Origin of the sequence: Segatella sinensis (genome assembly GCF_040095255.1) — a bacterium.
In the GTDB taxonomy this organism is placed as follows: Bacteria; Bacteroidota; Bacteroidia; order Bacteroidales; family Bacteroidaceae; genus Prevotella; species Prevotella sinensis.
In genome coordinates, this window is sequence record NZ_JBBNGE010000013.1 from 1 (window position 1) to 25272 (window position 25272).

Here is a 25272-nt window from a genome sequence, read left to right on the forward strand (position 1 = left end):
ACATTTATCTGGTGAAACGAATTTTTAAAGCAAGTGGGTACACCCCGAACCGAACTTTAATTAGCAAGATTTTCAAAGATCTCTCGTGCTTACAGCGTATAGCTGCTTAGCACATTATTGAATTATTAACGAACTATTGATAATACCTACTTGTCTTATCTCACTTTTCTGGTTCCACGTCTTGTCAAGATAAGTCTTCTGCTGTAAGTCTTTATTGTCTGGCTGGTATTGTCTTGCTCCAAAAGCGTATGCGCCCAGCTCTAATCCATTCTTGCGATAGTTCATATTCAATTGGCCAAATCCACCGAAGTTTTTCTTCTCATCATATTCACCAGTAGTCTTCGCATCGAATCCGAATCCTTCGCCCTGTATCTTCTTCGTTGTGATACGGATGACCGCCTTGGTGCTGGCTGCGTAACGGGCACCCGGGTTAGTGATGACTTCCACCGACTTGATGTTATCTGAATGCAAATGGTCCAGCTCACTCTTGTCTCTCATCTGTCGTCCATTGATATAGATAACAGGCTCACCGCGACCGAATACCTTGATGCTGCCATTTTGGGCAGAAACGTTAGGGATGCGGTCGAGCAGGTTCTCCATGGTTCCTGCCTTCTCAAGTACGGATCCGACAATGGTTGTCGTCATTCCGCCATTCTTCAGGATAGTCTTAGGCATAGATGATTTCACGACTACTTCACCAAGCGTCTCACTATCTTCTTCCATCTTGATGATGCCCATATTCTCACCAGTGCAATCCTTGCAGATTGTCTTATAGCCTACGGAGGTCACCTTGATGATTCCGCCGTTGCAGGAAGAGTCGATGACAAAGCTGCCAGCCTCTCCACTCACTGCGCCCTTGACGAAAGCCGAGTCTGTTCTATTCAATAATACTACATTGGCAAACGCCAAAGGTTCTCCCTTGGTGTTCATCACCTTGCCGGTGATATTCTGCGCCATCATCGGAGTCATAGCCGAGAGGCACAACGCTGTGGTAAAAATTACTTTTTCCTTCATATTGCTACAGTTTTGCTTGTTTTTTTTTATTTTTCTGCTGCAAAAGTATAGCTTTATAGGAAAAAGCCTTTGACACAAAAGTGTATTTCTCAAGAGTGCGGCTTAAGAATTACACTTTTGTGTATAAAAAGAAAGGATAAATAGCGTTTTGTGATAGATTTTTGATGAATTTACCTTATTTTTTCATTACCAAATCTGCGAGCACGATGGCGGATTCCTTCTCATCCCTCGGTGCATCCTTTGACTTCCATGCCACGATGAAGCGGATTCGGGCAGCGGTTACCTTGTAGCCTTTCATCTCCCATTTGCCTAGTTTCTCCTTCATCTTGATGGAGAGCTGGGCTATGTCTCTGCCTGTTGATGGGAGACAGAGGCAATGGTCGTGGTAGGTTAGCGGCATGCCACTTCTCAAGGAAAGGATAGCGTCCTTGTGAGGCTTGGAGAAGCCTAGGTTTACATCCTTGTGTGAGAGCTGAAGTGCTATTTCATTGGGCTCATCGTAGGCTTGGGCATCATAGAGATGCTGGGCACTTTTCAGGCTGTCGAAGAGATTGCCGTTGGTGTGGATGGCAAGCGTACGCTTAGCACGGGTCATGCCCACATAGTATCGGCGCAGTATGTCATCAGTAGGATGTTCGGGATGGGTAATGAGCATCAGTACATGGTCGAACTCATGGCCTTTTGCCTTGTGGATGGTGCTGACCACGATGTCTGATTTCGAGATGTCACAGAAGTCTTCTACTGATGATTCAAACACGAACTCCCTCAGATCGCTGTAGTACTTGGCACGATTGGTCTGCTCAAATACCTGGAGACTGCGGCGCAGATATGGTAATGCCTGGCTGGTGGCATACTTTTTGAATGTCTGCTGCTTGGCTGCTTCCCAAATATCATCTGGGATGATAGGGGATTTCGTTTCCTTGATGCCTTGGTCTATCTTCTTCAAGAAGTATCTTACCTCTGCCAGATTCCAGAAGCGCAAGCCGTCCATTGATTGCACCAGCTTGGCCTTGATGCCATGACTGTGAAGAAGAGCCAGCATGATGACAGCCTCCTCATTGGTCTGCGTAAGGATACTGATGGTTTCGTTCTTCTTGCGGGAAGATGCATCGGCTTCTTTTGAAGTGTTACTTCTTAGTAATCGCGTAACGTCTTCTAGGATAGGCTGATACATATAAACCTTTTTCTCCTGAATCTCGTAAGGATGCTTCACGATTCTTACCTCTCCATCTTCTTGACTCATGGAGATGATAGGGGTAGATTTGATTCGTTGGCGGATGTTGCGGGCAAAGTCGTTGGCAGTATCCACGATGTGGCGAAGGCTGCGGTAATTCTCGGTCATCTCGATGAAACGGCTGTGTTCTGTCTGGGTCAATTCATAGAGATACTGCGAGTTGGACCCCCTAAACTCATAGATGTTCTGGTCATCATCGCCTACGGCTATCACCCTCATCTCTTCGTTGGCTTTCATCAGAGCAGAGACAAGGGCATAGTCATCCTTGCTCATGTCTTGCGCTTCGTCGATCACGAGCACGGTCTTGCTGATGCGATTGGGCTCCACTTCTCCATTGTTGATCATTTCTGCGGCTTGTTTAACCACATCTCCAGCCTCATCCAGATTGCCAACCCTGCCCAGCAGGTCGAAGCAGTAGGAATGGAAGGTCTTGATTTCTACGAAATGGGCGGCATTGCCGATGAGTTGCATCAGGCGCTGCTTGAACTCGGTAGCGGCTGCACGCGAGAAAGTAAGCATCAGGAGTTGTTCGTGCTTTACATCTTCCAGCAGCAGGAGAGAGGCAAGCTTATGTACGAGCACACGTGTCTTGCCGCTGCCAGGACCGGCAGCGACTACGATGCTGCGGGACTCGTGGTCGTCGATGATTTCCTTCTGTCGCTTGGAGAGCATTCCGAAGAGTTGTTTGTACTTCGAAGGTGTTACGTTGCGCTCTATCTCAGTCTCCCGGTTGCCCTTGAAGTATTTTGAGATGAAGCAATGGTAGTCCATCTGGAAGTAATTCTGCACATATTGCAGGGCGGCATCGTAATCCCTTACCATCAGGTTGGCATATTCGCCCACGATGTGAATCTGTTGAATCTTCTGCTTGTAGAATTCATTGAGCATGCGGTAATCCTCCTGCTTATAGCGGAGGCGAGGTTCCTTGATGCGTTTAATTGCCATCGCATTGTAAAGCACCAGGAATCCTCCTTCCAGCTTCATGGCTCCTATCTTGGAGAGATAGAGCAAGGCTTCCTCCACGTCTTCCAACTGCAGGGAAGAGAAGTCGGAGAAGAGTGACTGGTTGCTGGATTTCAGATCGTTCAGAAGTTCGACTACCGAGAATTGAAGAGGCTTCTCTTTTCTATTGTCTGTTGCGCCAGAGGCTTTTCCTAAACCTTTTTCTTCAGAAGGATTCTTTTCTACAGAAGAGCTATTGTTGCTCTCTTCTGTTATAGTTTTATTTATTTCCTCAGCCAGGCTGTATAGTCTTTCGATAATGAATCGGCAAACTTCAATTCGTCTTTCGAATCGCTTGATGATGGTCTCTATGTCCTTGTCTCTTGTTACGATGAGATTGCGGACGCCGTCTTCCTTCTTGTGCGCATATCCCTTCACTGCCAGGAAGTATAGCAGTGTGCGGATTTTCTTTTCTGTTGAAGTGTTGATGCCGTCATGTACGGCATTGTCATTGAGTTGTTTGTATGTGATATGGAGCGATTCATCCGGGATATGTTCCAGAATGTATCTTTCCAGTTTGGCGAAGTTCTCCAGCATCTGCTGAGGCTTGCGTTGCTTGTCGCTGATGTCTTGCAGATAGGCTGATATGTCACGGGTATCGGCAAGGATGCCTTCCTGTCGCATTCTGTCAACAGAAGAGATGACGTCTCGCTTGCTGAGTCCTAGGATGTCGGCGAGGTAATCGATGCGGGATTCAGCCTCGCTATCCTGTGCCTTGGCTATATGCTTCTGTGTGATGAGCGACTTGATGATGCGGATGGCATTCTGCATCTCATCTTCAGAGAACAGGGGTGATTCGGTGAGGCGCAGTCTTGCCTCGTCCATGTTCTTGACGGTGATACCTGTGGCATAGACGTGCGGAATATTGTTGCCACGCTCTATGTATCCGCTCTGTTCTAGAGCAGAAAGGGCGGTGCGGACACGGGTTTCTATGTCGGATACCGAGTCATCCCAACCGGCTTGGCGGGCTATCTCCAGCGCCGAACAGCTTACGTGTGGACGCTGCTTGGTAAAATCCTTAATGGCTTTCCATACCTGTTGTATCTCACTGATGCTCAGTTTGGTTTGGTTGAGCAGGATGAAGTGCTTGTCCAAATCCTCGTCGCTATAGAGTACATAGCATTTGGCATTGAGGTGTGGATCTCTTCCTGCACGTCCAGCCTCCTGTACATAGTTCTCCAGAGAGTCGGAGATGTCGTAGTGGATAACCAGCCCCACATCGCTTTTATCTACTCCCATGCCGAAGGCGGAGGTGGCAACGATGATTCTAACCTTATCGCTCATGAAGGCATCCTGATTGTGTATCTTCTCATCAGCATCCATCTTGCCATTATAGGGCAGGGCGGATATGCCGTCACGGGTCAGCTTCTGGGCGAGTTCCCGGGTTCGCTTGGTGCGGGATACGTAGATGATGGTAGGGCAATCAGCCTGCTCTACCAGTGAGCGCAGGAGATTGTATTTGTTGCCGTCGCTATCTACGTGGATAACGGAATAGTGCAGGTTGGTACGTGAGGCTGATGAGGCGAAGAGCTGGAGGTCGGTGCCCAGCCAATGCTTGAAATAGTCGCAGATGTCCTGCACCACCTTCTGTTTTGCAGTGGCGGTGAAGCAAGATACGGGTATCAGGGTTTGACCATGATTGCGGGCCATGGCGTCCTTGCCAAACTTGCGTTCCTGGTATTCCTTGATAAACTTGCCGATGTATAGGTAATCCACACGGAAGTCTTGTCCCCATGCAGAGAAGCAGTGGGCTTCGTCAATGACGAATCTCACCACATGCCGTGCCATCAGGATGCGCTCGATGGTTTTGGAGCGCAACATCTCTGGTGCTATATATAATAAGGTGGCATCTCCGCTCTGTACTCGTTCGATGGCTAGGGAGCGGGAGATAGGGTCGAGGAGACCGTTGATGGTTACGGCATCGGTGAAGCCGCGGTCTGCGAGGTTATCTACCTGGTCTTTCATCAATGATTGAAGAGGCGAGATAACCACAGTGAGTCCATGTATGGTTCTGCCATCCATCAGGGCTGGCAACTGAAAGGTGAGCGACTTGCCGCCACCCGTAGGAAATATCGCCAATAATGACTTGCCATCTACTGCTGCCTGCGATGCCTGTTCCTGCAGCGGTTCGCCGTCATAGGTACGGAAGGCATCATAGCCGAAGAGTTGTTTCAGGTTGTGATGAATGTCGAGCATGCGGTTGCAATACTCGCAGCCATCGGTGCATTGGGTATGGCAGAGCATATAGATAATATGTTCTACTTCGGGATAATGGAAGAGTACCCAACCTGGGGTTACAGATTGGTAATCGTCTGTGCCTATGAGGGCCAAGGCGTATGCCAAGCCGCAAGGCGACTGGGCTGCAAGAGCCGGAATGTCGGCATTGGCGCAAATATGATTCTTGTATTCAGAAAGAATGAATTCTGAAACTTCTATGATTGCATCATCCTTTTCGATGGCTCCCACATACATCAGGAATCCTCTGAATTCCTCTTCATTCTGGAGCAGCAAGGTGAAGATTTTCCTCTTTCTTTCTGATAATTGATTCCATGCAGCGATTTCATCCATCAAAAGCTCCTTGGCTTTCTCGCAGTCGTTGACAGGATTGTTCATCTGCTCGCTCATCAGTTTGTCGTCCTTTATCAGATGATGGTAAGGGCGCTTGGGGAAAAGGAGTGGGGAGAGATAGAGGGTATCTATCAGTATGCCGTTGAGTTGGAGATAGTGGGCATCGTGATGAATGAGGTTATGTCCGCAGATATAGTCAATCTTTCCTTCTTGCAGGAACTTGTTCAGTGCCGTCTGCGATGCTTGGTGAAAGTTGGCTCCGTCATAACGCAATGCTCCGATGTCGTGTATTTTATGGTCTTTCAGTCCCACTTCGGTATCCACGAAGGCAATGTTCCTGCTTCTGGCATCTTTCTTCTTGATGTCAGAGCTTACGGTGAGATTGTTCTTCCTTCCAAAGAGGCGACTGAATATTGACATAATCTTCGATGTTTATATTTCCACCGCAAATGTACAATTATTATTTGATATATGCAAATAATCAAGCGCTTTTATCTTCTTTGAATGCTGTTTTTATACAATCCCAAGAGGCTCGTGAGGATATCTTCAAGGCAGATTAATATGCCCCTAAAACCTTCCAGTCGTCTATGAGTTTGAACAGTCGGGGCATGGCTGGCTTGTAGCTGTCGGGATAGGTGAGGGAATAGACGAAGAGTATTCTGCCACTCTTGATGAATTTATCGTAATGACTGTAGCCATCTACTCTTACTCCGTTTTCATAGACAGGACCGGAGAGGATGAATGCCTTATTCGATGCCTGCATCGTCCGCTCCGAATGAAGCTTCTGGGCTAGAGAATCTGCACAAGCCTGGAGGGTGTTGCTATTGTTGGGGGTAACGTAACTCTCCAGGATGATGTTGGCATGATTAGTGAATGAGAAGCGGGCATAGCCCTGGTATCCCGATACCGAAGTATCCTCCTGCTGGAAGAAGCAAGGATACTTGATAACGTAGCCGAAGTCCGGATCATTGTATTCCTTCATGGGTGCCATCTCTACCTTGGTCTTGAAATCCGCCATCGGTGTATGTTTCTCTTTCGTAACCTCATGGTGATAGTTGATGATGAAGTTTATCATCATCAGCAAGACAACTGCTATCAAAAAAATCTTCTTCATATCTTTGCTTCTTTTGTATTTTAGCTGCAAAGGTATGAAGAAGATGGGAAACTGCCAAATAATAAGTATGACATTTGGCTGACATTTCTGAACTTATCTGATAATCAGTCGATAAGACTTGCCTCTTTCCGATTCAATCATGAGGTTGCTATTCTGCTCAATCACCGGTTTGATACGGCGAATCAAGGTATAGAGCGTTTCGCTGGCATCCGGTTTCTTGGGCCAAAGAGCATCACATATCTCCTGTTTGGAGAGTTGATGATGCGTATTGTTGAAGAAGAGTTGCATCAGCTGATGCTGCATCGGAGTAAACTTGATGGCTTGTCCGTTTTCCTGATTGTAGAAGGAATCCTCGTCTTGAGAATAGCACATGGTGCCGAACATATCAGCCTCATGATTCCAGGGTTGTTTTCTGAGATGATAGTATAACGATGCAATAGCCCAAATCATAGCCATGAGAGTAAGCGTCAAAGATGTCCGCTGGTTGCTCATACTCAAAACATCTGCCATCGAACAGTTAGCATAACTTTGGATAGAATGCTCGTTGAGAAGCATCTCTTTGCTGCTGAGCAGGTTGGCGCTATTTACCAACTGGGATTTGTTCTTGCCTCTTCTTCTGTCTTCCATCACATAGCAGAGATTACTGGTCGACTTCAGCAGGTCGATGCTGAGATGTGAGCGGTAGCTCTGGATGGTATCAGGCGTAATCCATTGATATTTATTTTCCTGAAGAGTCAGAGCCAAAGCTTTGTTCATATCTTGTACAATGGCATACTGTGCCTTGCGGTAGTTGCTCACACTGGAGAATGCTGCAGACATCACAAGGATGGCGAAGATGAGGATGGAATGATATGCTTTCAGTTTCATATTATCTATTCTGTTTAAATGATATACTGTTTAAAGATTCAAATGCAAAAGTACAGAAATTCTATGAAAGATGGTATAAAACTAGATATAATATTCGTTAATTGATAAATGTCAGACTCATGTCAGCCATATTTTTCGCTTCGGTCTTCTCTTTTTGATACCTTTGCAGCAGAAAACAAGTTTTAGAAAAGTATATGATGACAATGAAGAAAAGTAAATTGTTAACAGCTATGGTGATGCTGTGGGCATTGATCTCTTGTGCAGAAATACGTGCCCAGGAGATCCAAAAGGTATCGAATGATTCTATAGCCTTGCAAGAGGTTGTTGTGAAGGCGGCACGAGTAGTCAACAAGGAAGATGGCAAGTTGATATTCCCAAGCGATATTCAGAAGCAGCGTTCTTTTTCTGGTTTTTCGCTTTTAGGAAAGTTGGCTTTGCCTCATATCAGGGTTGATGAGGCTGGCCGTTCCATTTCTGCTACCGATAATAAAGGAGAAGTGCAGATTCGTATCAATGGCATTCTCGCCAATATGCATGACGTGCAGATGCTGGATGTAGCTTCTATTATGAGTGTAGATTATATCGATAGCCCTGGCGTAAGATATGGAAAGAATATTGCATACGTGATAGATATTCATACCCGCAGGGCTTCATCGGGTGGCAGTTTGGGCTTCAACCTGACTAATGCGCTAACTACCAAGCTCGGTTCGAACGATGTCTATGCATCCATCAATAGGGGCAAGAGTCAATTGAATATTTTATATGAGCAGACTTATGTGGATAATAAGGCATCCGAATATAATGAGGATGCTCAGTATCTTCTACATGATGGTTCTGAGTATCAGATATCTCGAAAAATCATGAATGGGGCAACTCAAAATTATGGTAATACATTGCAGTTGAAGTATAATCTGGCTGATTCTGCATTATATGTATTCCAGACAACGCTTACCACGGATTTCAGCAATCAGCCTTATACATCGAATGAAATGTGGTTTTCTGAATCAGGAAAGCCTGCGTATCCTGTTTACAGAACCAGCAAGGGTAGGGATTTTACTCCTGCTCTCGATTTGTATTTCTATCATCAGCTGGGCAAGCATCAGTCTTTGTCGGCAGATGTTTTGGGCACTTATATCCACACCAAAGGAGCCTATTATGAAGGTGAGGGCGAACCCTATCAATATCAGGTAGCTGGAAAGACCTATTCGTTCATAGCTGAGGCTATCTATGAAAACCGGTTGAAACCCTTTACTTTTTCTGCAGGAACCAACTTGAACTGGAAATATATGGATAATCAGTATTTGGGTGATGTGGTTAGCGAGACTGGTATCCGTTCATTGGGTATTTATGGTTTTGCACAAATCAAGGGAAGTTTGGGACAATTCAAGGAAGGAACATCCCGTTTAACTTATGTGGCTGGCTTCGGGTTGAGTAATCAGTCTTATCGACAGGGAGATGAGGAATTTAGTTTTTGGCTTTGTCGTCCGAAACTCACATTGGCTTATTCCTTGACATCTTCGTTTCAGATCCGCTTGGGAAGTGAATTATCACAGCATATTTCGCAGATAGCTATGATTTCGGATACCCGTATTCGAAAGAACAGTATGGAATGGACTGTGGGTAATCCTTCGCTTAAGCCTAACAGTAGATATGAGAACTGGGTGGTATTCTCTTTCAGTAAACCAAGGATAAATACTGATTTTACCTTGAATTATCGCATCAATCGTCATTGTAATTTGGCGAAATACACCCGCACGGAAAATGATCAGTTTCTTTATACCCAGGCAAATCAGCCCCATTGTAATATGTTGTATCTTACGAATGATACCCGGTTTGACATTATCCCCGACCACCTTATATTATCTGTGAACGCAGGTATTTACCGTTTTTTTAATAAGGGCGATGAGTACAGTCATTGTTATACCGCTTATAATTATAGTGGAACATTACAGGGATATTGGGGAAAATGGACAGTGATGCTGTATGCTGATAGCGGTTGGAACTTTATGGAGGGAGAGAATATCGGGCATAATCCTCCTTCATTGGCAGCCTCAGCCAGTTATCATATAGGTGATTTCGATTTTACGCTCTATATGCATAATCCGTTTATGGCTCATCCGAAATCCTATTCAGCAGAAATAGTCAACGCCTTGCTCCGTAAGCAGGTTCGTGGTTATGACAATTCGGGAGGTAATTTGTTTCGTATCGGTGTTGCCTGGAATATCAATCGGGGAAAGGAATACCGTAAGATACAGCGGAATATCAACAATGAGGAGCGCGAAACGGGTATCTTGAAATAGGTGGCTTTGCTTTCTATATGGGTTGCATGGGCAACAGCCGGAATTTATTTCTTCCCTTTATTGATGATATAAATTCCGGCAGTAGCCAATGCGCCTGCTATCAGATACTTCCAGTAGAAGGTTTCGCCAAGACAGAGGCAGGAGGTGATGGCTCCTACTACGGGGATGAGCGAATTGTATATCGCTACCTTTCCTACGGGATTGCAGGTCAATAATTTGTTGTAGAGAGCGAAACTGATGGTTGAGATGGCGATGAGCAGCAGCAGAATCGTGATGCCCCAGAGGCTGATGACTGGCAGATAACCACCCATTAACAATGCAGGAATCACCAGCAAGGCTCCACCGATGCTCAGCGAATAACCGGTTCCTACGAAAACATCCACCCTCTTGCTCAATCCTCGGGTCAGCAGGGAAGCACTGGCTCCACACAGGGCATTGAGGATAATCATACCATCGCCCAGGAATGTGAAACTTCCGCTTTCCTTTCCGCCAAGGTTCAAGGCAAGGATGCCCAGGAAGCCGATGATGCAGCCCAATGCCTTTCGCCACGTCATCCTGTCGCTCTTGAAGAAGATGCAGGCAAAGATAACCACCGTGAAGACGCTCATCGAATTGAGTATCGCCGAACGTGCTCCAGCATTATGCGAGAGTCCGAAATAGAAGAAAGCATAATGAAGGGTGGTGTTGAGGAGTGCATAGAGGAGAAGGAACCAGACATTCTCTTGAACAGCATTCTTCTTGAATCCGAATTTACGATGCGAGCTTCTGGCGATGGCCAGGATGATGATGCCGGAAATGAAGAAGCGGATGCCTGCAAAAAGCATCTTGCTTCCGGTCATGTCTGCTGTAATCTGATATTCCTCCATTCCCATTTTAATCAATGGGTAAGCCCATCCCCACGAGATAGCAGCCGTAAGGGCGAACAGGCTTACCCATACCGGGCGCTGAAATATACTGAGTGTATTTGTTTCTTTCTTTTCCATTATAATTTAATTGGTATTCCCTTGCTTCCGTTTTGCAAAGTGGCAATCTACAAGTCCCCCAGATGTCTTTCTATCGGAATACCGCGGTTCTTGTCCTTGTCATCCTTGTTGATGTCTATCCAGTTGCGCAGGGTATCCATGGCGATGCGGGTGGCATGGCGAAGATGATCGCCATCCTTCAGTCTGCCCACGATGATGCTGGAGAAGATGTCGCCGGTGCCCGGGAACTGAACAGGGATTTCTTCGTAGGGCAGGAGGAAATACTCTTCTGTAAGATGATTGAAACCTACCACGGCATGCTGACCCTCTACGATGCACGAGGTGATGAGCACGGAGTGGGAACCGATGGCTCTCAGTTTATCTATCAGTTCATAGGCTTCCTTCTGCGAGATTCCCTCTTCCTTGTATTCCGAATCCGTCAGCAGGCAAGCCTCGGTATAGTTGGGAAAACAGAGATGCGATACGCTCAGCATCTCCTTCATGCATCTCACGGTACTCTCACTGGCTCCACCATAGAGCTTGCCGTAATCGCCCATCACGGGATCCACATAGATGTCGGTGCCCTGTGCAGCCTGTTCTCTGCAATAGCGTGCCACCAGCTTAGCCTGACGCTCCGAAGCCATGAAACCCGTGGTGATGGCATCGAAATGAATGCCCAGTTCGTTCCACTTCTGCAAGGCTTCCTCGATATACGAAGTGCATTCCAGAATGGCGTACTTGCCGTATGGGAAGGTGTTGCTGATGAGCATGGTGGGCAGATTGAACACATCGAGTCCCATATAAGAGAGGATAGGCATCTGAACTGCGGCAGATACCTTTCCGTAGCCACACATATCGCTGATAATAAGGATATTACTTTTCGCTTTCATTCTTTCTTTTTTCTACTTGCTTTTCTTTCTTATCCTGATTATCTCTTAATAGCTGGCTGTACACTTGATGCCCAGTGCCTCTACACGCTCCTTGATGGCATCGAGTACTTCCTTTGGTGCCTTTTCCAGCAACTTGTCTGGTGTTTCACGGGCGATGGTATAAACCATTACCTGCTGAGGCTGGATGTCTTTCACTGCCTCCAGCCAAGGAGCTACGAAATGCTCGCTGGTATTGTCCAAACCGTCACCTCTCAGGAACATGGTCTGGATGATGACGTGCCCCTTGAACATCTTCAGATATTTGATCACATCCTTCACGTCGTAGTTAGGCTGCTGAGGGCGGTCCAGCTTCTTGATGTAATCCATATCCACGGTATCCAGTTTCAGGATGTTGTTATCCACGAGCATCAGCGCCTCTCTCACTTCCTCCTTATATATATAGGTGGCGTTGCTGAGTACGGATACTTGTGCTTCAGGGAAATATTTCTTGCAGAGTTCCATCGTATCTTCCACGATTCCCTTGAAGTCAGGGTGTCCTGTAGGTTCACCATTTCCGGCGAAGGTAATGTCGTCCAAAGGCTGGTTGTTGTCGTGGCGCTCTTTCAGAACCTTCTCCAATCCTTCTCTTACCTCCTCGCGGGTAGGGCGCTTCTTCTTAGGACGGAAGTCGGCGTTGAATCCGCATTCGCAATAAACGCAGTCGAATGAACAGACCTTGCCATCAGATGGCATGAGGTTGATGCCCAATGAAACACCCAGACGGCGGGAGTTTACCGGACCGAATATCGGTGATGGATAAATAATCGTTGACATAATCTTATTCTCCTTTATCTAATCTATTCTTTACTTTGGTAATACCTATTTTTATACCAATCTTATTTACTTGTTCGTAATTTGGTGGGCAAAAGTACTAAAAAATGTTGGAATGAACAAATAAATCAACAGAAAATCGATTTATCCTTACCATTTGTCTTCTATCTCCGATAGTTTGTGTACTTTTGCATTCAAATCCGGGGAGATTCTTGGTGATTTCGATTCGGATTTAAAGAAAAAACAAAAAAGTTGATGTTTTGCTTAGTTTTTCGCTTGGCTCAACTGTATAGATAGTATATGAACAGAAAAAAGGACATAGAACAGTTATTCCGTCAGCATTACACGAAGATGTACAATCTGGCCAGATGCATTCTTTCGGATGATGGCGAGAGCAAGGATGTGGTGAGTGAAGTATTCGCCCAGATTCTTGCCGATGATGTGGTTCTGGTGCCTGGGAGTGAGGATGGTTACTTGATGCGGAGCGTACGCAACCGCTGTCTCAACCTGATAGCTCATAAGAGCGTGAAGGAAAGGGTGGCGAAGCTGCTGCTGGATGATGCCGACGTGATTCTCTCGGAAGAGACCGACGAGCGACTCGACCGACTGATGCTTCTCATCGAAGACCTGGAACCGCCTATCCGGCAACTCATTTTCCGTCTGCGCTATCTTCAGGAGAAATCTTATCAGGAGGTGGCTGATGAAGTGGGAGTGAGCAAGGTGACGGTATTCAATCATCTCTCGAAGGCGATGGACTGGATTAAGGAACAATTTAAATGAGCAAGACAATGACAAACATGAGTAAAGAAGAAAAGCAGATGATGCTCTTTGACATGCAGGAGCATCCCGAGAAATATACCGACGAGCAGGTGGAGCACCTGCTTGCCGATGAGGAAGTGAAGGAGTTCTTCCATGAACTGGCGATGGCGAGAATGGCTGGCAAGAAAGCCAATCCGAAGGAGGTGGATGTGGATGAGGCTTGGAAGGAGTTTGTTCAGGCTCATCACGAGGATAAGATGTCGATAGATGCCGGCAAATCCAAGGACGCTTATCGCAACCGGATGAAGATTGCTGCATCCATCGTCGGCATCATCTTCCTTTCGGGGGTAGCCTTGGCTGCGATTCACAATGGCTGGTTTGGCCTCTCGGCTTCTGATCAGACAGCGGATAACAAGGCTGCGACAGAACAGCTGGCAACAACCCAGGCGCTGACGAACGACAGTCTTCGTGCTGCAACAGCAGAGAACAAGGATTCGCTTGATATGAAGCCGGTGGTGTTTGATGATGCTGAATTGGGAACCATTCTGGCTCAGCTATCCGGTTTCTATCATGTCAAGGTGGAGTATGTGGATGCTGGTGCCCAGCACATCCGTCTCTTCTTCAACTGGAACAAGACGAAGACTTTGGAGCAGAACCTGGAGATTTTGAATGCTTTCGACCGCATACAGATAGAGTATATTGACGGTACATTGATGGTGAAATAAGATAGGAGGATATATTTATGAGAGTTTTTTGGAAACCAATGCCCGTTAGCGGCAAGCTTATCAGAGAGCTTCTTCTTCTCTTCCTGTTGCTTTTGGTTCAGCAGTCTTATGCCCAGCGCATCACCCGACAATATAATAATGTGTCGTTCTCTGCGGCGTTGAAGGATTTGAATGCCCGCCAGCATAAGTACACCATCAACTTCGTGTATGATGAACTGGAGGATTTCAGAGTAACCAAGAGCATCAGGAACCAGAGTATTCCCGATGCCATCATGCAACTGATAGGATTCTATCCCATCAGGATGACGCAGGTGGAGGATAATATCATGGTGGAGTGTACGCAGAAGACAACCCTTCGTTATAAGGGACGTATTATAGATGAGAGTGGCAATGCTGCCGAATATGCAAATATAACCTTGTTGTCGCCCATTGATTCCACAATCGTAGGGCATGGTGTGAGCAATGAGAATGGAAGTTTTGTCATTCCTTGTAATTCCCGGAAGGTGTTAGCCCGTATCACATACGTTGGTTATAAGACAATCGGCCGTATATACAGCAATCCGGAAATGGGAATCATCAAATTGCAGCCCGAAACGATGATTATCAAGGGAGTTGTCGTGAAGGGTGAAAGACCTCAGTATAAAATGTCGCCTGGAGGAGTGGAGGTTGCCGTAGAGCATACCTTGCTTTCTAAGATGGCAAACACTTTTGATGTCCTGAGTTTGTTGCCACGTGTCTCTGTTGATGGACAAAAGATATCCGTGTTTGGTAAAGGCACACCGATTGTCTATATCAACAACAAGCGTGTGAATGACAATAATGAGATTGTAAACATCACTCCCGACAACATCAAGTCGATTTCGGTGATAACAAGTCCTGGAGCTGAATATGATGCGGAGGTAGAGTCGGTAATTCGTATCCGTACCAAAGAGCGCCGTGCCAATGGGTTCAGCTTGCGTGCAGATGCTTTTGGTAAATACAACAAATGGATGTCGGATTACGAGCTTGTCAGCGCCCGGTATCAGACCAAGAAATTTGAGATAGCCAATAGCTTATGGACGGGGGACTCTCATTTTGGTGAGGATAATCTTCTGAACACCGATATCAATTTGCCCGACAAGCATTATCACAACGACCAGCATTTTAATTCGGATACCAATAACCGCTTCTTGTCGGAAAAACTCTCAGCCGACTATTCGCTCAACGACAGCAATTCCATTGGTGGCTCTTATCGCTACTATGGCATGTTGAATGGCAGGACGAAAGGTAGTAGCCAACAGAATGTATTTCTGAACGGTGTGGCACAGGGCAGCATTGAGCAGAATGAGGTTGGAAAGCCTCACCTTGGTTCACATGAGGCAGAAATCTATTATGTGGGAAAGATAGGACAGGTAGGCATCGATTTCAACGCCACATACTATACGGTCAATAACAGACGTAGTGACGAGATTATTGAAAACAGCAAGGAGTTGGGTAATCAGGAGGTACACTCAAGCAATCGTCAGAATAGCGATATGTGGGCAGGCAAGTTGGTTGTGAATATTCCTCTGTGGAAAGGAAATATGTCTGTAGGAACGGAGCTGTCGAAGACCGACTCTCATGGAACGTTCCTGAACGAAGAGCAGTTGGTGCCATCTACAGAGACGGATATCCATGAAAGAAATGTTGCTGGCTTTGTGCAATATGGACTGTCCCTCAGCAAGTGGAACATTGGTTTGGGTGTGCGTTTCGAGAATATCATTCGCGACTATTTCTCTGGTGGAGTAAAGCAGGATGATGTAAGTAGAAGATACAGCAACTTCTTTCCTAACCTCAGCATATCATGGAACAAAGGTAACTGGAATTGGCAGTTGAATGTCAACGAGAAAATAAATCGTCCAAGTTATCGACAGTTGGGCAACTTCATGCAGTTTGATAACCGTTTCCTTTATGAAGGCGGAAATCCTACCTTGCAACCGGAGAAGGTGTTCAATGCTGAGGCAATGATGATATATAAATGGCTGAATGTTTCCGCAGGTTATAAATACCTGAAGGATGTGATAGAGTGGACCAAGTATATCTATCCTGGAAAGGAATTTGCTTATAGTACGTCGTTGAATTTCGACCATAAGCAGCTGCTTTATGCTTCTGTCAATGTTTCGCCAAAGTTCGGCATCTTCCGTCCTACGTGGGGATTCAATTATAACCAGCAGTTCTTCGATACCAGGAAGTATGGTGCCAGCAAGGCATTAAGCAGACCTTTGCTGTTGTGCTTGCTCGACAATAATTTCGCTCTTTCAGAAACCATGAACGCAGCTATCAGCCTGAATGCAGCAACACCCAATGCAGATGGATTTCTTATGAGGAAGAGTAATTACAGCGTCGATCTGCGGTTCGACAAGTCGTTTGCCAATCGCACATGGATCATTTATCTTTCTGCAAATGACATCTTCAAGACTACAAAGGAACGTTGGACGATGTACGGACTGGGAGCGGGTACTATAAAAGACTGCTACAACTACACACGCAACATCTCCTTGCAGGTTACGTATAATTTCAATGCCAAGCGCAGTAAGTATAAGGGTACGGGAGCCGGCAATGAAGAAAAGAGCCGCTTGTAGTTTTTGTTAGGAAGAAACTCTCTTAATACAACAACAAATATATGGCAATCGGTCAAGCGAAGGCAAAACCATATTGACTTGCTCTTTGCTTGACCGATAAAAAAATCATACACATATTTCTAAATCCTGATGGACGACATTTAATATAGGAGCTTGGAGAGCATCCTCAATAGATACAAGAGTGTCTATTGTAAAATTATGTGTTCCCCGCATCCATTTGCTTATTTCCGCTTCCCGTTTTCCGAGTAGAAGGGCTAGGTCTTTCTGCTTCATCCCTTTAGAAACCAGAATGTCATGTATCCTATCTACGATTTGGAAAGACAAATCTACAGACCTGCGAATCTCAGGATCAACATGTTTGCGGCGTTCTTCTAAAATCTTACTTCTTCTTCTGAGCATGTGCTCTAAGCGGTTTTTATCTCTACTTCGTTCTTTCATATACTAAGATTTTATCACGTTCTCTATAATGGCTCGTTTACCCATATTGTAATGATGTTGTTTCTTAACTGCAAAGGTACACTTTTTATTCGAAAGAGTAAGCTTTTATCTAGTTTTTTATTATCTTTGCATAGGTTTTTCGAAAAAAGTAGAAGATTTCTTCATTTTAGGGGTAATTGATTTCAGGAAAGCTTGTATATAAGAGTAGAAACAAGAAGAAAATGACGTGATGACAGAAGAAAATGAACAGCGGATGGAACGGCTGTTCCACGACCATTACGAGCAGATGTATCGCTTCGCCTTTGCCTTGCTCCATGATAATGAGGAGGCGAGGGATGTGGTGAGCGACGTGTTCTCCAGATTGTGGGATAAACAGCTGGTTCCAGACCGGGCTTACCTGATGCGGAGCGTGAAGAATGCCTGCATCAATCTTATAGCCAGAAAGAAGAGAGATGAAAGACTGAAACGGCTTCTCCCTCTCTCGGAAGAGAAATTGACGGAGGAAGAACCTTCTCGTCTGGAAGAACGATGGCAGGCTGCCGTGGATTGCATCGACCATGACCTGACCTACCAGACGGCTTCCGTCATCCGATTGTGCTATCGGGAAGGAATGTCGTATAAGGATACGGCGGAGGAACTGGGCATCAGCGTCTCGGCAGTGAACAAGCATATCGTAAAAGGTTTGCGAACGCTCAGAGAAAAGTTGAAAGGAAAATAATCCGCCAGTCGTTCCGACAAGATAGTCTTTGCCGCAAGAAAGTCCTCCGCCAGTCGTTCCGACGGATTTACAATCCGTCGTTAAAAAAGGTTCGACCTCTTTATTTTGCGGATTTGCAATCCGCTTATACAATAACCCTAAAATGAAGAAAGGAAAAGAAAATGAAACATGAATTATCTGACATAAATCCTCAGAAGATGGATTATCAGAAATGGGATATGCTCCTCGATCTCCTGGAGCATCCCGAAAAGTATTCCGAAACCCAGAAGGATGAACTTCTGGGCGATGAGGAAGTGAACGAATTCTATCAGCAGTTGGTAGGGACCCGACAGTCTCTGGATTTCGCCAAGTCGAAGGAAAAGATGAAGATGCCTTCGATTGATGCAGAATGGGAGAAGCTGAAAGACGAGATGAAGCTGAAAGAAAAGCAGCAGAAAGAAGAAAAGCAGCAGAAAGAAGAGATGAGTCAGAATGCAAAAACCCAGCAAACCGCCAAGTTGTTTCCTCTCTGGAGTCCGATGAGAAAGGTGGCTGCCGTTGCAGCCGTCCTTGTCGTCTCCGGCATCACCTTTGCTGCCATTCATCTGGTAACCCGTTCTCATCAGGCATCAGATAACAACAATACCGAACTCGTGGCATCCCGAAAGGATTCTATCCAGCAGGTTTCTGCTCCTCAGAAATCCAATATAGAAGAAAAGACAGATTCAGCAAGTCTTGCCCAGCTCCCATTGGTTTACGAAAACGCTGAACTTCAGAATATCCTGACTCCTATCGCCGGGCATTTCCATCTCCAGGTAACTTATCAGAACGAGTCGGCTCGCCATATCCGTCTTTTCCTGCAACTGGAGAAGAACATGAGTCTGGATGATATCATCGAACTGTTGAATCATTTCGAGAAAGTGAATATTCGTCATGAAGGTCAAACTTTAATCGTGGAATAAGATGAAAAGATTAAGATATATCATGCTGCTGGCAGGTTTGATGAGCCTTTCTCTTCAGACCATCTATGCCCAACGCATCACCCGCAGCTTCCGCAACACTTCTATGTCAGAAGCGCTCACCATCCTTGCCAAGAGCACCAAGGATTATCGTATCAACTTTATGTATGATGAACTGGAAGATTTCACGGTTACCACGAGTATCGTGAAGCGAACAGCTCCGGATGCCATCCGCCAGATTATGGGTTTCTATCCGATGAAGATGACGATAGATGGCGAGAACATCTTTGTGGAGTGTACGCAGAAGACTCCCACCAAGATGATAGGCCGTATCATCGACAATAAGAAACGCCCTGTAGATTTCGCCAATGTGGCCCTGCTGAATGTCCGTGACTCTTCTTTGATAAATGGCGGTGTGACGAATGAGAACGGCCAGTTCGTGATTCCCTGCGGAGCCAGAAAGGCGATAGTAAGAGTTAGTTGCGTGGGCTATATTACGACAAGCAATACATATAATATAGGCAAGATAGGGACTATCGTGTTGCATGAGAATACGATAAACCTTAAAGGCGTGAAGGTAAAAGCTATGCGCCAGAATATAAAGTTGGGCAAAGAGGGAATGCTTGTGGATATAGAGCACTCAGAGCTTAATAAAATTGGTACTGCAACTGATGTGTTGCGCGAAATGCCTCGCGTTGATGTCAGTTCGGATGGAACGGTGAATGTGTTTGCCAAAGGTTCACCGCTTATTTATATCAACAACCGACTGGTGAACGATCTCAAAGAGCTTCATCAACTGAAGTCGGATAATATTAAGAATGTAGAGATAGTAACCGCTCCTGGTGCCAAATACAATGCGGAGATTAAGTCTGTAATTCGTATCAGGACAATTCGTCGTCAAGGCGAAGGATGGAGTGGCGAGAACTATACTACTACAAAGTTCAACAAGTGGTGGGGTGGTTCGCAATACCTATCGTCAACATATCGCACAGGAAAAGCAGAAGTGTTTGGCGAACTTTGGGGAACAACGACACCAGGCGGTGAGGATAATGTGTTGTCTACCGAAATCAATGGCACGAAGAATATATTTATAGAACAGACTTCACCGATTAAGTATCGCTCAAAGGGAACTGGCGCAAAGGTTGCTTTTGCTTATTCTATAGATGATGACAATACATTTGGATTGAGCTATGAGAATCAGTATGGTTCGGGCAAAGGAGGAACGACCGACTCTTATCAGAAGATAATGGAAGACGGGGTGCAAACAGCATTCGTAAACGAAGCGACCAATATAAGTGATTGCTTTAGTCCGGTGCATAATGCTAACGCCTATTATGTGGGTAAGATTGGTAAATTGGGTGTGGATTTCAACGCCACTTATTTCTGGAAAAAGAAAGGCAGGACTATGTCAATCAAAGAAAGCAGCGCAGATATTGAGAGTCGCGACGTTCATACACGTAACAGACAGCATAGTGACATGGCTGCTGCCAAACTCATTTTGTCTTACCCCGTTTGGAAGGGAGCACTAAGTGTAGGCTCCGAATTTATTTCATCCCGTATTCGTGGCGAATATGCCAATGCCGAGCAATATGTAGATGCATCGAATACAAAGATTAACGAACAGAGCATAGCCGGCTTTGCTGAGTATGGTTTGAAGTTTGGAGCATTCTCTGCAAATGCAGGTGTAAGATACGAGTATGTAAAGTCTCATTATTATTATTTCGGGGAATTGCAGACTGAGCCGAGTCGTAGATATTCCGATTGGTTTCCTTCTGCTTCTATGTCATGGAACAGTGGCAAATGGGCATTGCAACTTGCCTATACCTGCAAGACACGGCGCCCAAGCTATAACAGTCTGCGAGATGAGGTGCAGTATGACAACCGCTATACTTATGAGGGGGGAAATCCTTATCTCCGTCCATGTATAACAAATAATGTTGATTTGAATGTGGCGTACGACTGGTTGTCGTTGAATGCTGGCTACAACTATATAGATAAGCCGATGGTGTGGGTAGCCACACTCTATCAAGGCAAAGACATTGTTTTTCTACGCAATGTCAACTTCAATAATAGTCAGGATGTGTATGTTTCGATAGTGGCTTCACCCCGTTTTGGTTGGTATAATCCTATGGCAGAGATAGACTACACACAGTCGTTCTTGTGTACTGACGGTTTTGATGTCAACAAACTGTCAAACAGGCCATGCTTCAACTTCCGTCTAAACAATCGTTTCAACATAACGCCTACACTAAAGGCTTTTCTCAATATGAGATATAAGACGGGTAGGCTTAATGACCTGCAAAAAACAAAGTCATTTGCTCGTGTGGATATGAAATTCACAAAGTCGTTCCTCAACGACGCTCTTGTAATAGGCGTTTATGCCAACGACTTGTTCAAGACCGACACGGAACAATGGACAATGTATGGCAGCCATACTGTAATGGAAAAAGACTGTTATGGCTATGAACGTTGTGTAGGTATGAGCTTATCTTATAACTTCAATGCCACCAAGAGCAAGTATAAGGGTACAGGTGCTGGTAATGCAGAAAAGAGCCGCTTGTAGTTCTTGTTAGGAAGAAACTCTCTTAATCCAACAATGAATATATGACAATCGGCCAAGCGAAGGCAAAACCATATTGGCTTGCTCTTTGCTTGACCGATTAAAATTTAGTCTTGTGATGGAATCTTTACAGGTGTGGCGTAATCAAAAAAAGCCTTTAAGGGGATTTGTTCCTTCCCTTAAGGAAAAATATTTTTTCCCTTAAGGATATTTTTATTTTTCCTTAAGGGAAAATTCTAAATCTCTTTATGCCCCGTTTTTCTAGCATTTCAGGCGAATATGTATTTCTTGGAATATTGTTTACATAGATATGTCTTTTATCTCTGTTACTTCCTCTTTTTGGAGGTTGAAATAAGGATATTAACGAAATAAAAAGGCAGAAGTTTAGCATATCTCTATTTGTTTTTGTACCTTTGCATAGGTTTTTCGAAAATAATCTATGTTTTGCTTAGTTTTTTGCTTGGCTCAACTGTATAGATAATAAGTAACAGAAAAAAGAAAGACTGATGTATATGAAAAAATGGATTATGATTTGTGCTTGTGTGGCTGTTTTTCAAACCGCATTAGCCCAGCGCATCACCCGACAATATAATAATGTGTCGTTCTCTGCGGCGTTGAAGGATTTGAATGCCCGCCAGCATAAGTACACCATCAACTTCGTGTATGATGAGCTGGAGGATTTCAGGGTAACCAAGAGCGTCAGAAACCTGAGCGTTCCCGATGCCATCATGCAGCTGATAGGATTCTATCCCATCAGGATGACGCAGGTGGAGGATAATATCATGGTGGAGTGTACGCAGAAGACTCCCACCAAGATGATAGGCCGTATCATCGACAATAAGAATCGCCCTGTAGATTTCGCCAATGTAGCCCTGCTGAATGTTAGTGATTCTTCATTGATAAATGGTGGCGTGACGAATGAGAACGGCCAGTTCGTGATTCCCTGCGAAGCCACAAAGGCGATAGTTAGAGTAAGTTGTGTGGGCTATCATACGGCTGTAGATACTTATAATACAGGTAAAATCGGGACGATAACATTGAAGGAGGCAACGATGAACCTGCAGAAGGTGGTTGTGAAAGCCGAAAGAGGACATGTCGTCAAGAAGAAGGGAAATGTCAAGACCTTCTTTTTCAGTCACCACGCCAATGAAACCAAGGATATTTATACAGCCTTGACAGAAGTCCCAGATCTGCGTATTGATCCTACGATGAAAACCATCAGTCTCGCCAAAGGTGGTGCGCCATTGGTCTTGATAGATGGTATTCCCAAATCTCACTCCTTGGCAAGTATCTCACCAGCTATGATCGACAAGGTGGAAGTTTCAAACAGCGTTCCTTTGGAATATATGGGACAGGGATATTCAGGTGTTGTCAATATCATAACCAAAAAGCATAAGGAAGCGAGCAGATACTTCAACATGGGAGTTTTGTCTCATCCCGTCGTGGCTTTTGGTTCGGCTGATGCAAACTTCTCCTACGATAAGAGCAGATTTTCTATCTACTCCGGATTGACTGGTTTCGCCTTTTTGGATAATAAGTCGAAGACAACTGATGCATTAACCGTGTCTGGCAAGAATCAAAATACAGAAACCGAACGAACCAATTATTATAAAGATTGGAAAGCCATGGTAGGAGGAGATTACCGGTGGACAGACAAATCGGTCTCTTCCTTAGGCTTTGTATTTGAAATGATTCCTCAAAACTCGTTCGATACAGGTAAGATTGAATATTCATTAGAAGATGACTTGCTCGGAAATAATATTTTAGATTATCATCGTAAATATGATGATGACTTATACAAGTATCAAATGAATTTGTATCATAAATCTTCATTCGGCAAAGCATCTTCCTTGACATTCCATTTTAGTGGCATCTATTCCTACAATACAAATACCACTAAGCGTCAGGAGAATCAAACCGAATATCTTTACTCTGCTAAGTATAGACAAAAAGAAGTAAATGGTGGACTGGATTATGCCTTTCCATGGGTTGCAGCTAATTGGAAGATAGGAGCCAATTCCGTATTCCTGTGGCACAACATCCAGTCGCAGGCTGACCATACTCTGTCAAAATATAATGAGTGCAATAATTATGGCTATCTTGAGGTAGAAAAGAACATGGGGAATCTTGATGTTTCTGCTTCCTCGGGAATAAACATCGCGTATAGGAGTATGGGGAACGACCATTTCAGTTTTGTCAATTGGCATCCGATCTTAGACTTGTCATATCATATGGGAACCAATCACAATTTGGAATTCTCTTATGAATATGCAAGTTCGAATCCGGAGATAGATCAGTTGTGTGATGTAAACTCAGCTACTAATCCTCTGTTTGTGAATGTAGGAGATAAGAACATCAAACCGGCATATACTCATGATTTGCAATTGGAGTACACAGCCAATATTAAGTCTCTGTACATAGATGTTTTTGCTCAATATGAGAATATCCGACAGCGCATAGCCCAGTATAGCAAGGTGAATATGCAGCAAGTGGTGATGTCTTACTATAACGATAAGAACAGCTACAATCTGTATAACTGTGGCGCAACTGTCCGATATATGATTCCTCACTTTGTCTTATTGGGGATGATACAACAGAATTGGGTGAAATGTGCAGGCTATTCTGATAACTATCTCTACGGGATGCTGCAGGGGCAATATTACAATGATAGAGTCAATGTCAATTTAATGTTTGATACGAATGAGGTAAAGAATTCAACGCCAGAGGCAAGGTATAAGACTTCTCCGGAATCTCAGTTGACTATATCCTATTCCATATCGAAAAGCTTTGACATCTGTCTCGGAATGCGTTATCTGTTCACCCATAAGCATATATGGAATACCGTACAGACTGCGCAAGTCCAGGAATCCTATTGCAACAACTTCAGTACAAGACTGAATCTGGTGATGTTGGGTTTCAGATATAACTTTAATGGGCAGGACAAGAAGAATCATAGCGACCAGGTTTTCAAGTCTGCCAATTCAAAGAGTTTTATCAAGGAATATTGATGGTTCATTGAGTCCACTTGAAACGTAGAGTTGTCTAGGTTTGAAATCGGTCAAGCGAAGGCAAATCCATATTGGTTTGCTCTTTGCTTGACCGATGTTTTTTATAATTCTTCTATCATCTTATAAATTGTTTCTAACATTCCAGGGAGTTTGTTCTTGACTACATCAAAGACAATAGATTCATCTATGTCAAAATAGTGATGAGCAATAATGTCACGGATTCCCATAGCTCCTTTCCAATCTACTTCTGGGTAGTTAGGAAGAAGTTGCTTCCGCGTCATTTTATCAATCCCCTTGATGCTTTCTCCTATTGCAAGAAGCAACATACAGGTACTTTCGAGGCGTTCCATGCCAGCAGGAGAAAGTACATAATATTGTGAATCATCAATCGCTTGAGAATTATTGATGATTCTTTCAATAGTCGAAGCTATTCGTTTGAGTGAATAGTATAAGAGTTCTTCGTCATGCATAGATTCCATCTCTTTTAATTTGCTTCAAAAGCATCGGATTCATGTTATTGCGAAGTCGGACAATATCTACAGGCTTACCAAAGAGCTCTTGCAGTTCTTCCTTGATGTGAACCATTGTAAATAAGTCTGGCTTTTTCATTTCCACACAAACATCAACATCGCTGTCTTCGGTCTGTTCGTTTCTCGCCACAGATCCAAAGATTCCAATCTTTGTAATACCATAAGCATCAGCTTTGGTGCTCAGGTATTTGCGAAGTATGGTAATATAATCGTTTGTCGTTTTCATTATCTTTCC

The 25272-nt window shown here is 44.6% G+C and carries 18 protein-coding genes; 8 read left to right on the forward strand and 10 right to left on the reverse strand.

The annotated features are described in order from the left end of the window. Positions 1-114: 114 nt before the first annotated feature. The 4 genes from AAAT87_RS05395 to AAAT87_RS05410 all read right to left on the reverse strand — a co-directional run bounded on the left by AAAT87_RS05395 (position 115) and on the right by AAAT87_RS05410 (position 7799). Complete coding sequence (locus AAAT87_RS05395) at positions 115-1014, reverse strand: carboxypeptidase-like regulatory domain-containing protein (RefSeq protein ID WP_349225852.1); 900 nt, start codon at positions 1012-1014, stop codon at positions 115-117. 175 nt (positions 1015-1189) lie between these two features. Continuing rightward, the gene (locus tag AAAT87_RS05400) at positions 1190-6238 is read right to left on the reverse strand and encodes a RecQ family ATP-dependent DNA helicase (protein ID WP_349225853.1); all 5049 of its coding nucleotides are present in this window, start codon (positions 6236-6238) and stop codon (positions 1190-1192) included. Positions 6239-6374: 136 nt separating this feature from the next. Continuing rightward, positions 6375-6932, reverse strand: coding sequence for a hypothetical protein (locus AAAT87_RS05405; protein ID WP_349225854.1), 558 nt, complete (start codon positions 6930-6932; stop codon positions 6375-6377). 93 nt (positions 6933-7025) lie between these two features. Continuing rightward, complete coding sequence (locus AAAT87_RS05410; RefSeq protein ID WP_349225855.1) at positions 7026-7799, reverse strand: winged helix-turn-helix domain-containing protein; 774 nt, start codon at positions 7797-7799, stop codon at positions 7026-7028. Positions 7800-8002: 203 nt separating this feature from the next. Between AAAT87_RS05410 and AAAT87_RS05415 the strand changes: the two genes are divergently transcribed. Beyond that, positions 8003-10099, forward strand: a complete 2097-nt coding sequence (locus tag AAAT87_RS05415; protein ID WP_349225856.1) for a TonB-dependent receptor — start codon at positions 8003-8005, stop codon at positions 10097-10099. Positions 10100-10143: 44 nt separating this feature from the next. Here the strand turns inward: AAAT87_RS05415 and AAAT87_RS05420 are convergent, their stop codons facing one another. From AAAT87_RS05420 to AAAT87_RS05430, 3 genes are read right to left on the reverse strand one after another with little or no spacing between them, the layout of a single operon-like run. Next, positions 10144-11082, reverse strand: a complete 939-nt coding sequence (locus AAAT87_RS05420; protein WP_349225857.1) for a DMT family transporter — start codon at positions 11080-11082, stop codon at positions 10144-10146. A 47-nt stretch (positions 11083-11129) separates the two neighbouring features. Further along, positions 11130-11951 carry a pyridoxamine kinase gene (locus AAAT87_RS05425; RefSeq protein ID WP_349225858.1) on the reverse strand — a complete coding sequence of 274 codons (822 nt, stop codon included), beginning with the start codon at positions 11949-11951 and terminating at the stop codon, positions 11130-11132. Between the two features lie 45 nt (positions 11952-11996). Then, positions 11997-12764, reverse strand: a complete 768-nt coding sequence (locus tag AAAT87_RS05430; protein ID WP_022120410.1) for a radical SAM protein — start codon at positions 12762-12764, stop codon at positions 11997-11999. A 297-nt stretch (positions 12765-13061) separates the two neighbouring features. Here AAAT87_RS05430 and AAAT87_RS05435 point away from each other — a divergent pair, with 297 nt between their 5' ends. From AAAT87_RS05435 to AAAT87_RS05445, 3 genes are read left to right on the forward strand one after another with little or no spacing between them, the layout of a single operon-like run. Next, complete coding sequence (locus tag AAAT87_RS05435; protein ID WP_349225859.1) at positions 13062-13541, forward strand: sigma-70 family RNA polymerase sigma factor; 480 nt, start codon at positions 13062-13064, stop codon at positions 13539-13541. Between the two features lie 17 nt (positions 13542-13558). Further along, positions 13559-14245, forward strand: a complete 687-nt coding sequence (locus AAAT87_RS05440) for a DUF4974 domain-containing protein (RefSeq protein WP_349225860.1) — start codon at positions 13559-13561, stop codon at positions 14243-14245. Between the two features lie 17 nt (positions 14246-14262). After that, complete coding sequence (locus AAAT87_RS05445; RefSeq protein WP_349225861.1) at positions 14263-16845, forward strand: TonB-dependent receptor domain-containing protein; 2583 nt, start codon at positions 14263-14265, stop codon at positions 16843-16845. A 105-nt stretch (positions 16846-16950) separates the two neighbouring features. Here the strand turns inward: AAAT87_RS05445 and AAAT87_RS05450 are convergent, their stop codons facing one another. Continuing rightward, positions 16951-17283 (reverse strand): helix-turn-helix domain-containing protein, encoded by a 333-nt coding sequence (locus AAAT87_RS05450; RefSeq protein ID WP_296974508.1) that lies wholly within the window; start codon positions 17281-17283, stop codon positions 16951-16953. Positions 17284-17512: 229 nt separating this feature from the next. Between AAAT87_RS05450 and AAAT87_RS05455 the strand changes: the two genes are divergently transcribed. The 4 genes from AAAT87_RS05455 to AAAT87_RS05470 all read left to right on the forward strand — a co-directional run bounded on the left by AAAT87_RS05455 (position 17513) and on the right by AAAT87_RS05470 (position 24507). Then, positions 17513-18001: an RNA polymerase sigma factor gene (locus tag AAAT87_RS05455; RefSeq protein ID WP_349225862.1), complete on the forward strand. Its 489-nt coding sequence runs from the start codon at positions 17513-17515 to the stop codon at positions 17999-18001. A 161-nt stretch (positions 18002-18162) separates the two neighbouring features. Beyond that, the gene (locus AAAT87_RS05460) at positions 18163-18942 is read left to right on the forward strand and encodes a DUF4974 domain-containing protein (RefSeq protein WP_349225863.1); all 780 of its coding nucleotides are present in this window, start codon (positions 18163-18165) and stop codon (positions 18940-18942) included. A 1-nt stretch (position 18943) separates the two neighbouring features. Continuing rightward, on the forward strand, positions 18944-21502 hold the full coding sequence (locus AAAT87_RS05465; RefSeq protein WP_349225864.1) for an outer membrane beta-barrel family protein: 2559 nt from the start codon (positions 18944-18946) through the stop codon (positions 21500-21502). Positions 21503-22011: 509 nt separating this feature from the next. Further along, positions 22012-24507 carry a TonB-dependent receptor gene (locus AAAT87_RS05470; protein WP_349225865.1) on the forward strand — a complete coding sequence of 832 codons (2496 nt, stop codon included), beginning with the start codon at positions 22012-22014 and terminating at the stop codon, positions 24505-24507. A gap of 101 nt (positions 24508-24608) precedes the next feature. Here the strand turns inward: AAAT87_RS05470 and AAAT87_RS05475 are convergent, their stop codons facing one another. Next, on the reverse strand, positions 24609-24977 hold the full coding sequence (locus tag AAAT87_RS05475) for a HepT-like ribonuclease domain-containing protein (protein WP_297149024.1): 369 nt from the start codon (positions 24975-24977) through the stop codon (positions 24609-24611). Continuing rightward, positions 24970-25263 carry a nucleotidyltransferase family protein gene (locus tag AAAT87_RS05480; RefSeq protein WP_089544535.1) on the reverse strand — a complete coding sequence of 98 codons (294 nt, stop codon included), beginning with the start codon at positions 25261-25263 and terminating at the stop codon, positions 24970-24972. Before AAAT87_RS05480 ends, AAAT87_RS05475 begins: the two co-directional genes overlap by 8 nt. Positions 25264-25272 lie beyond the last annotated feature (9 nt).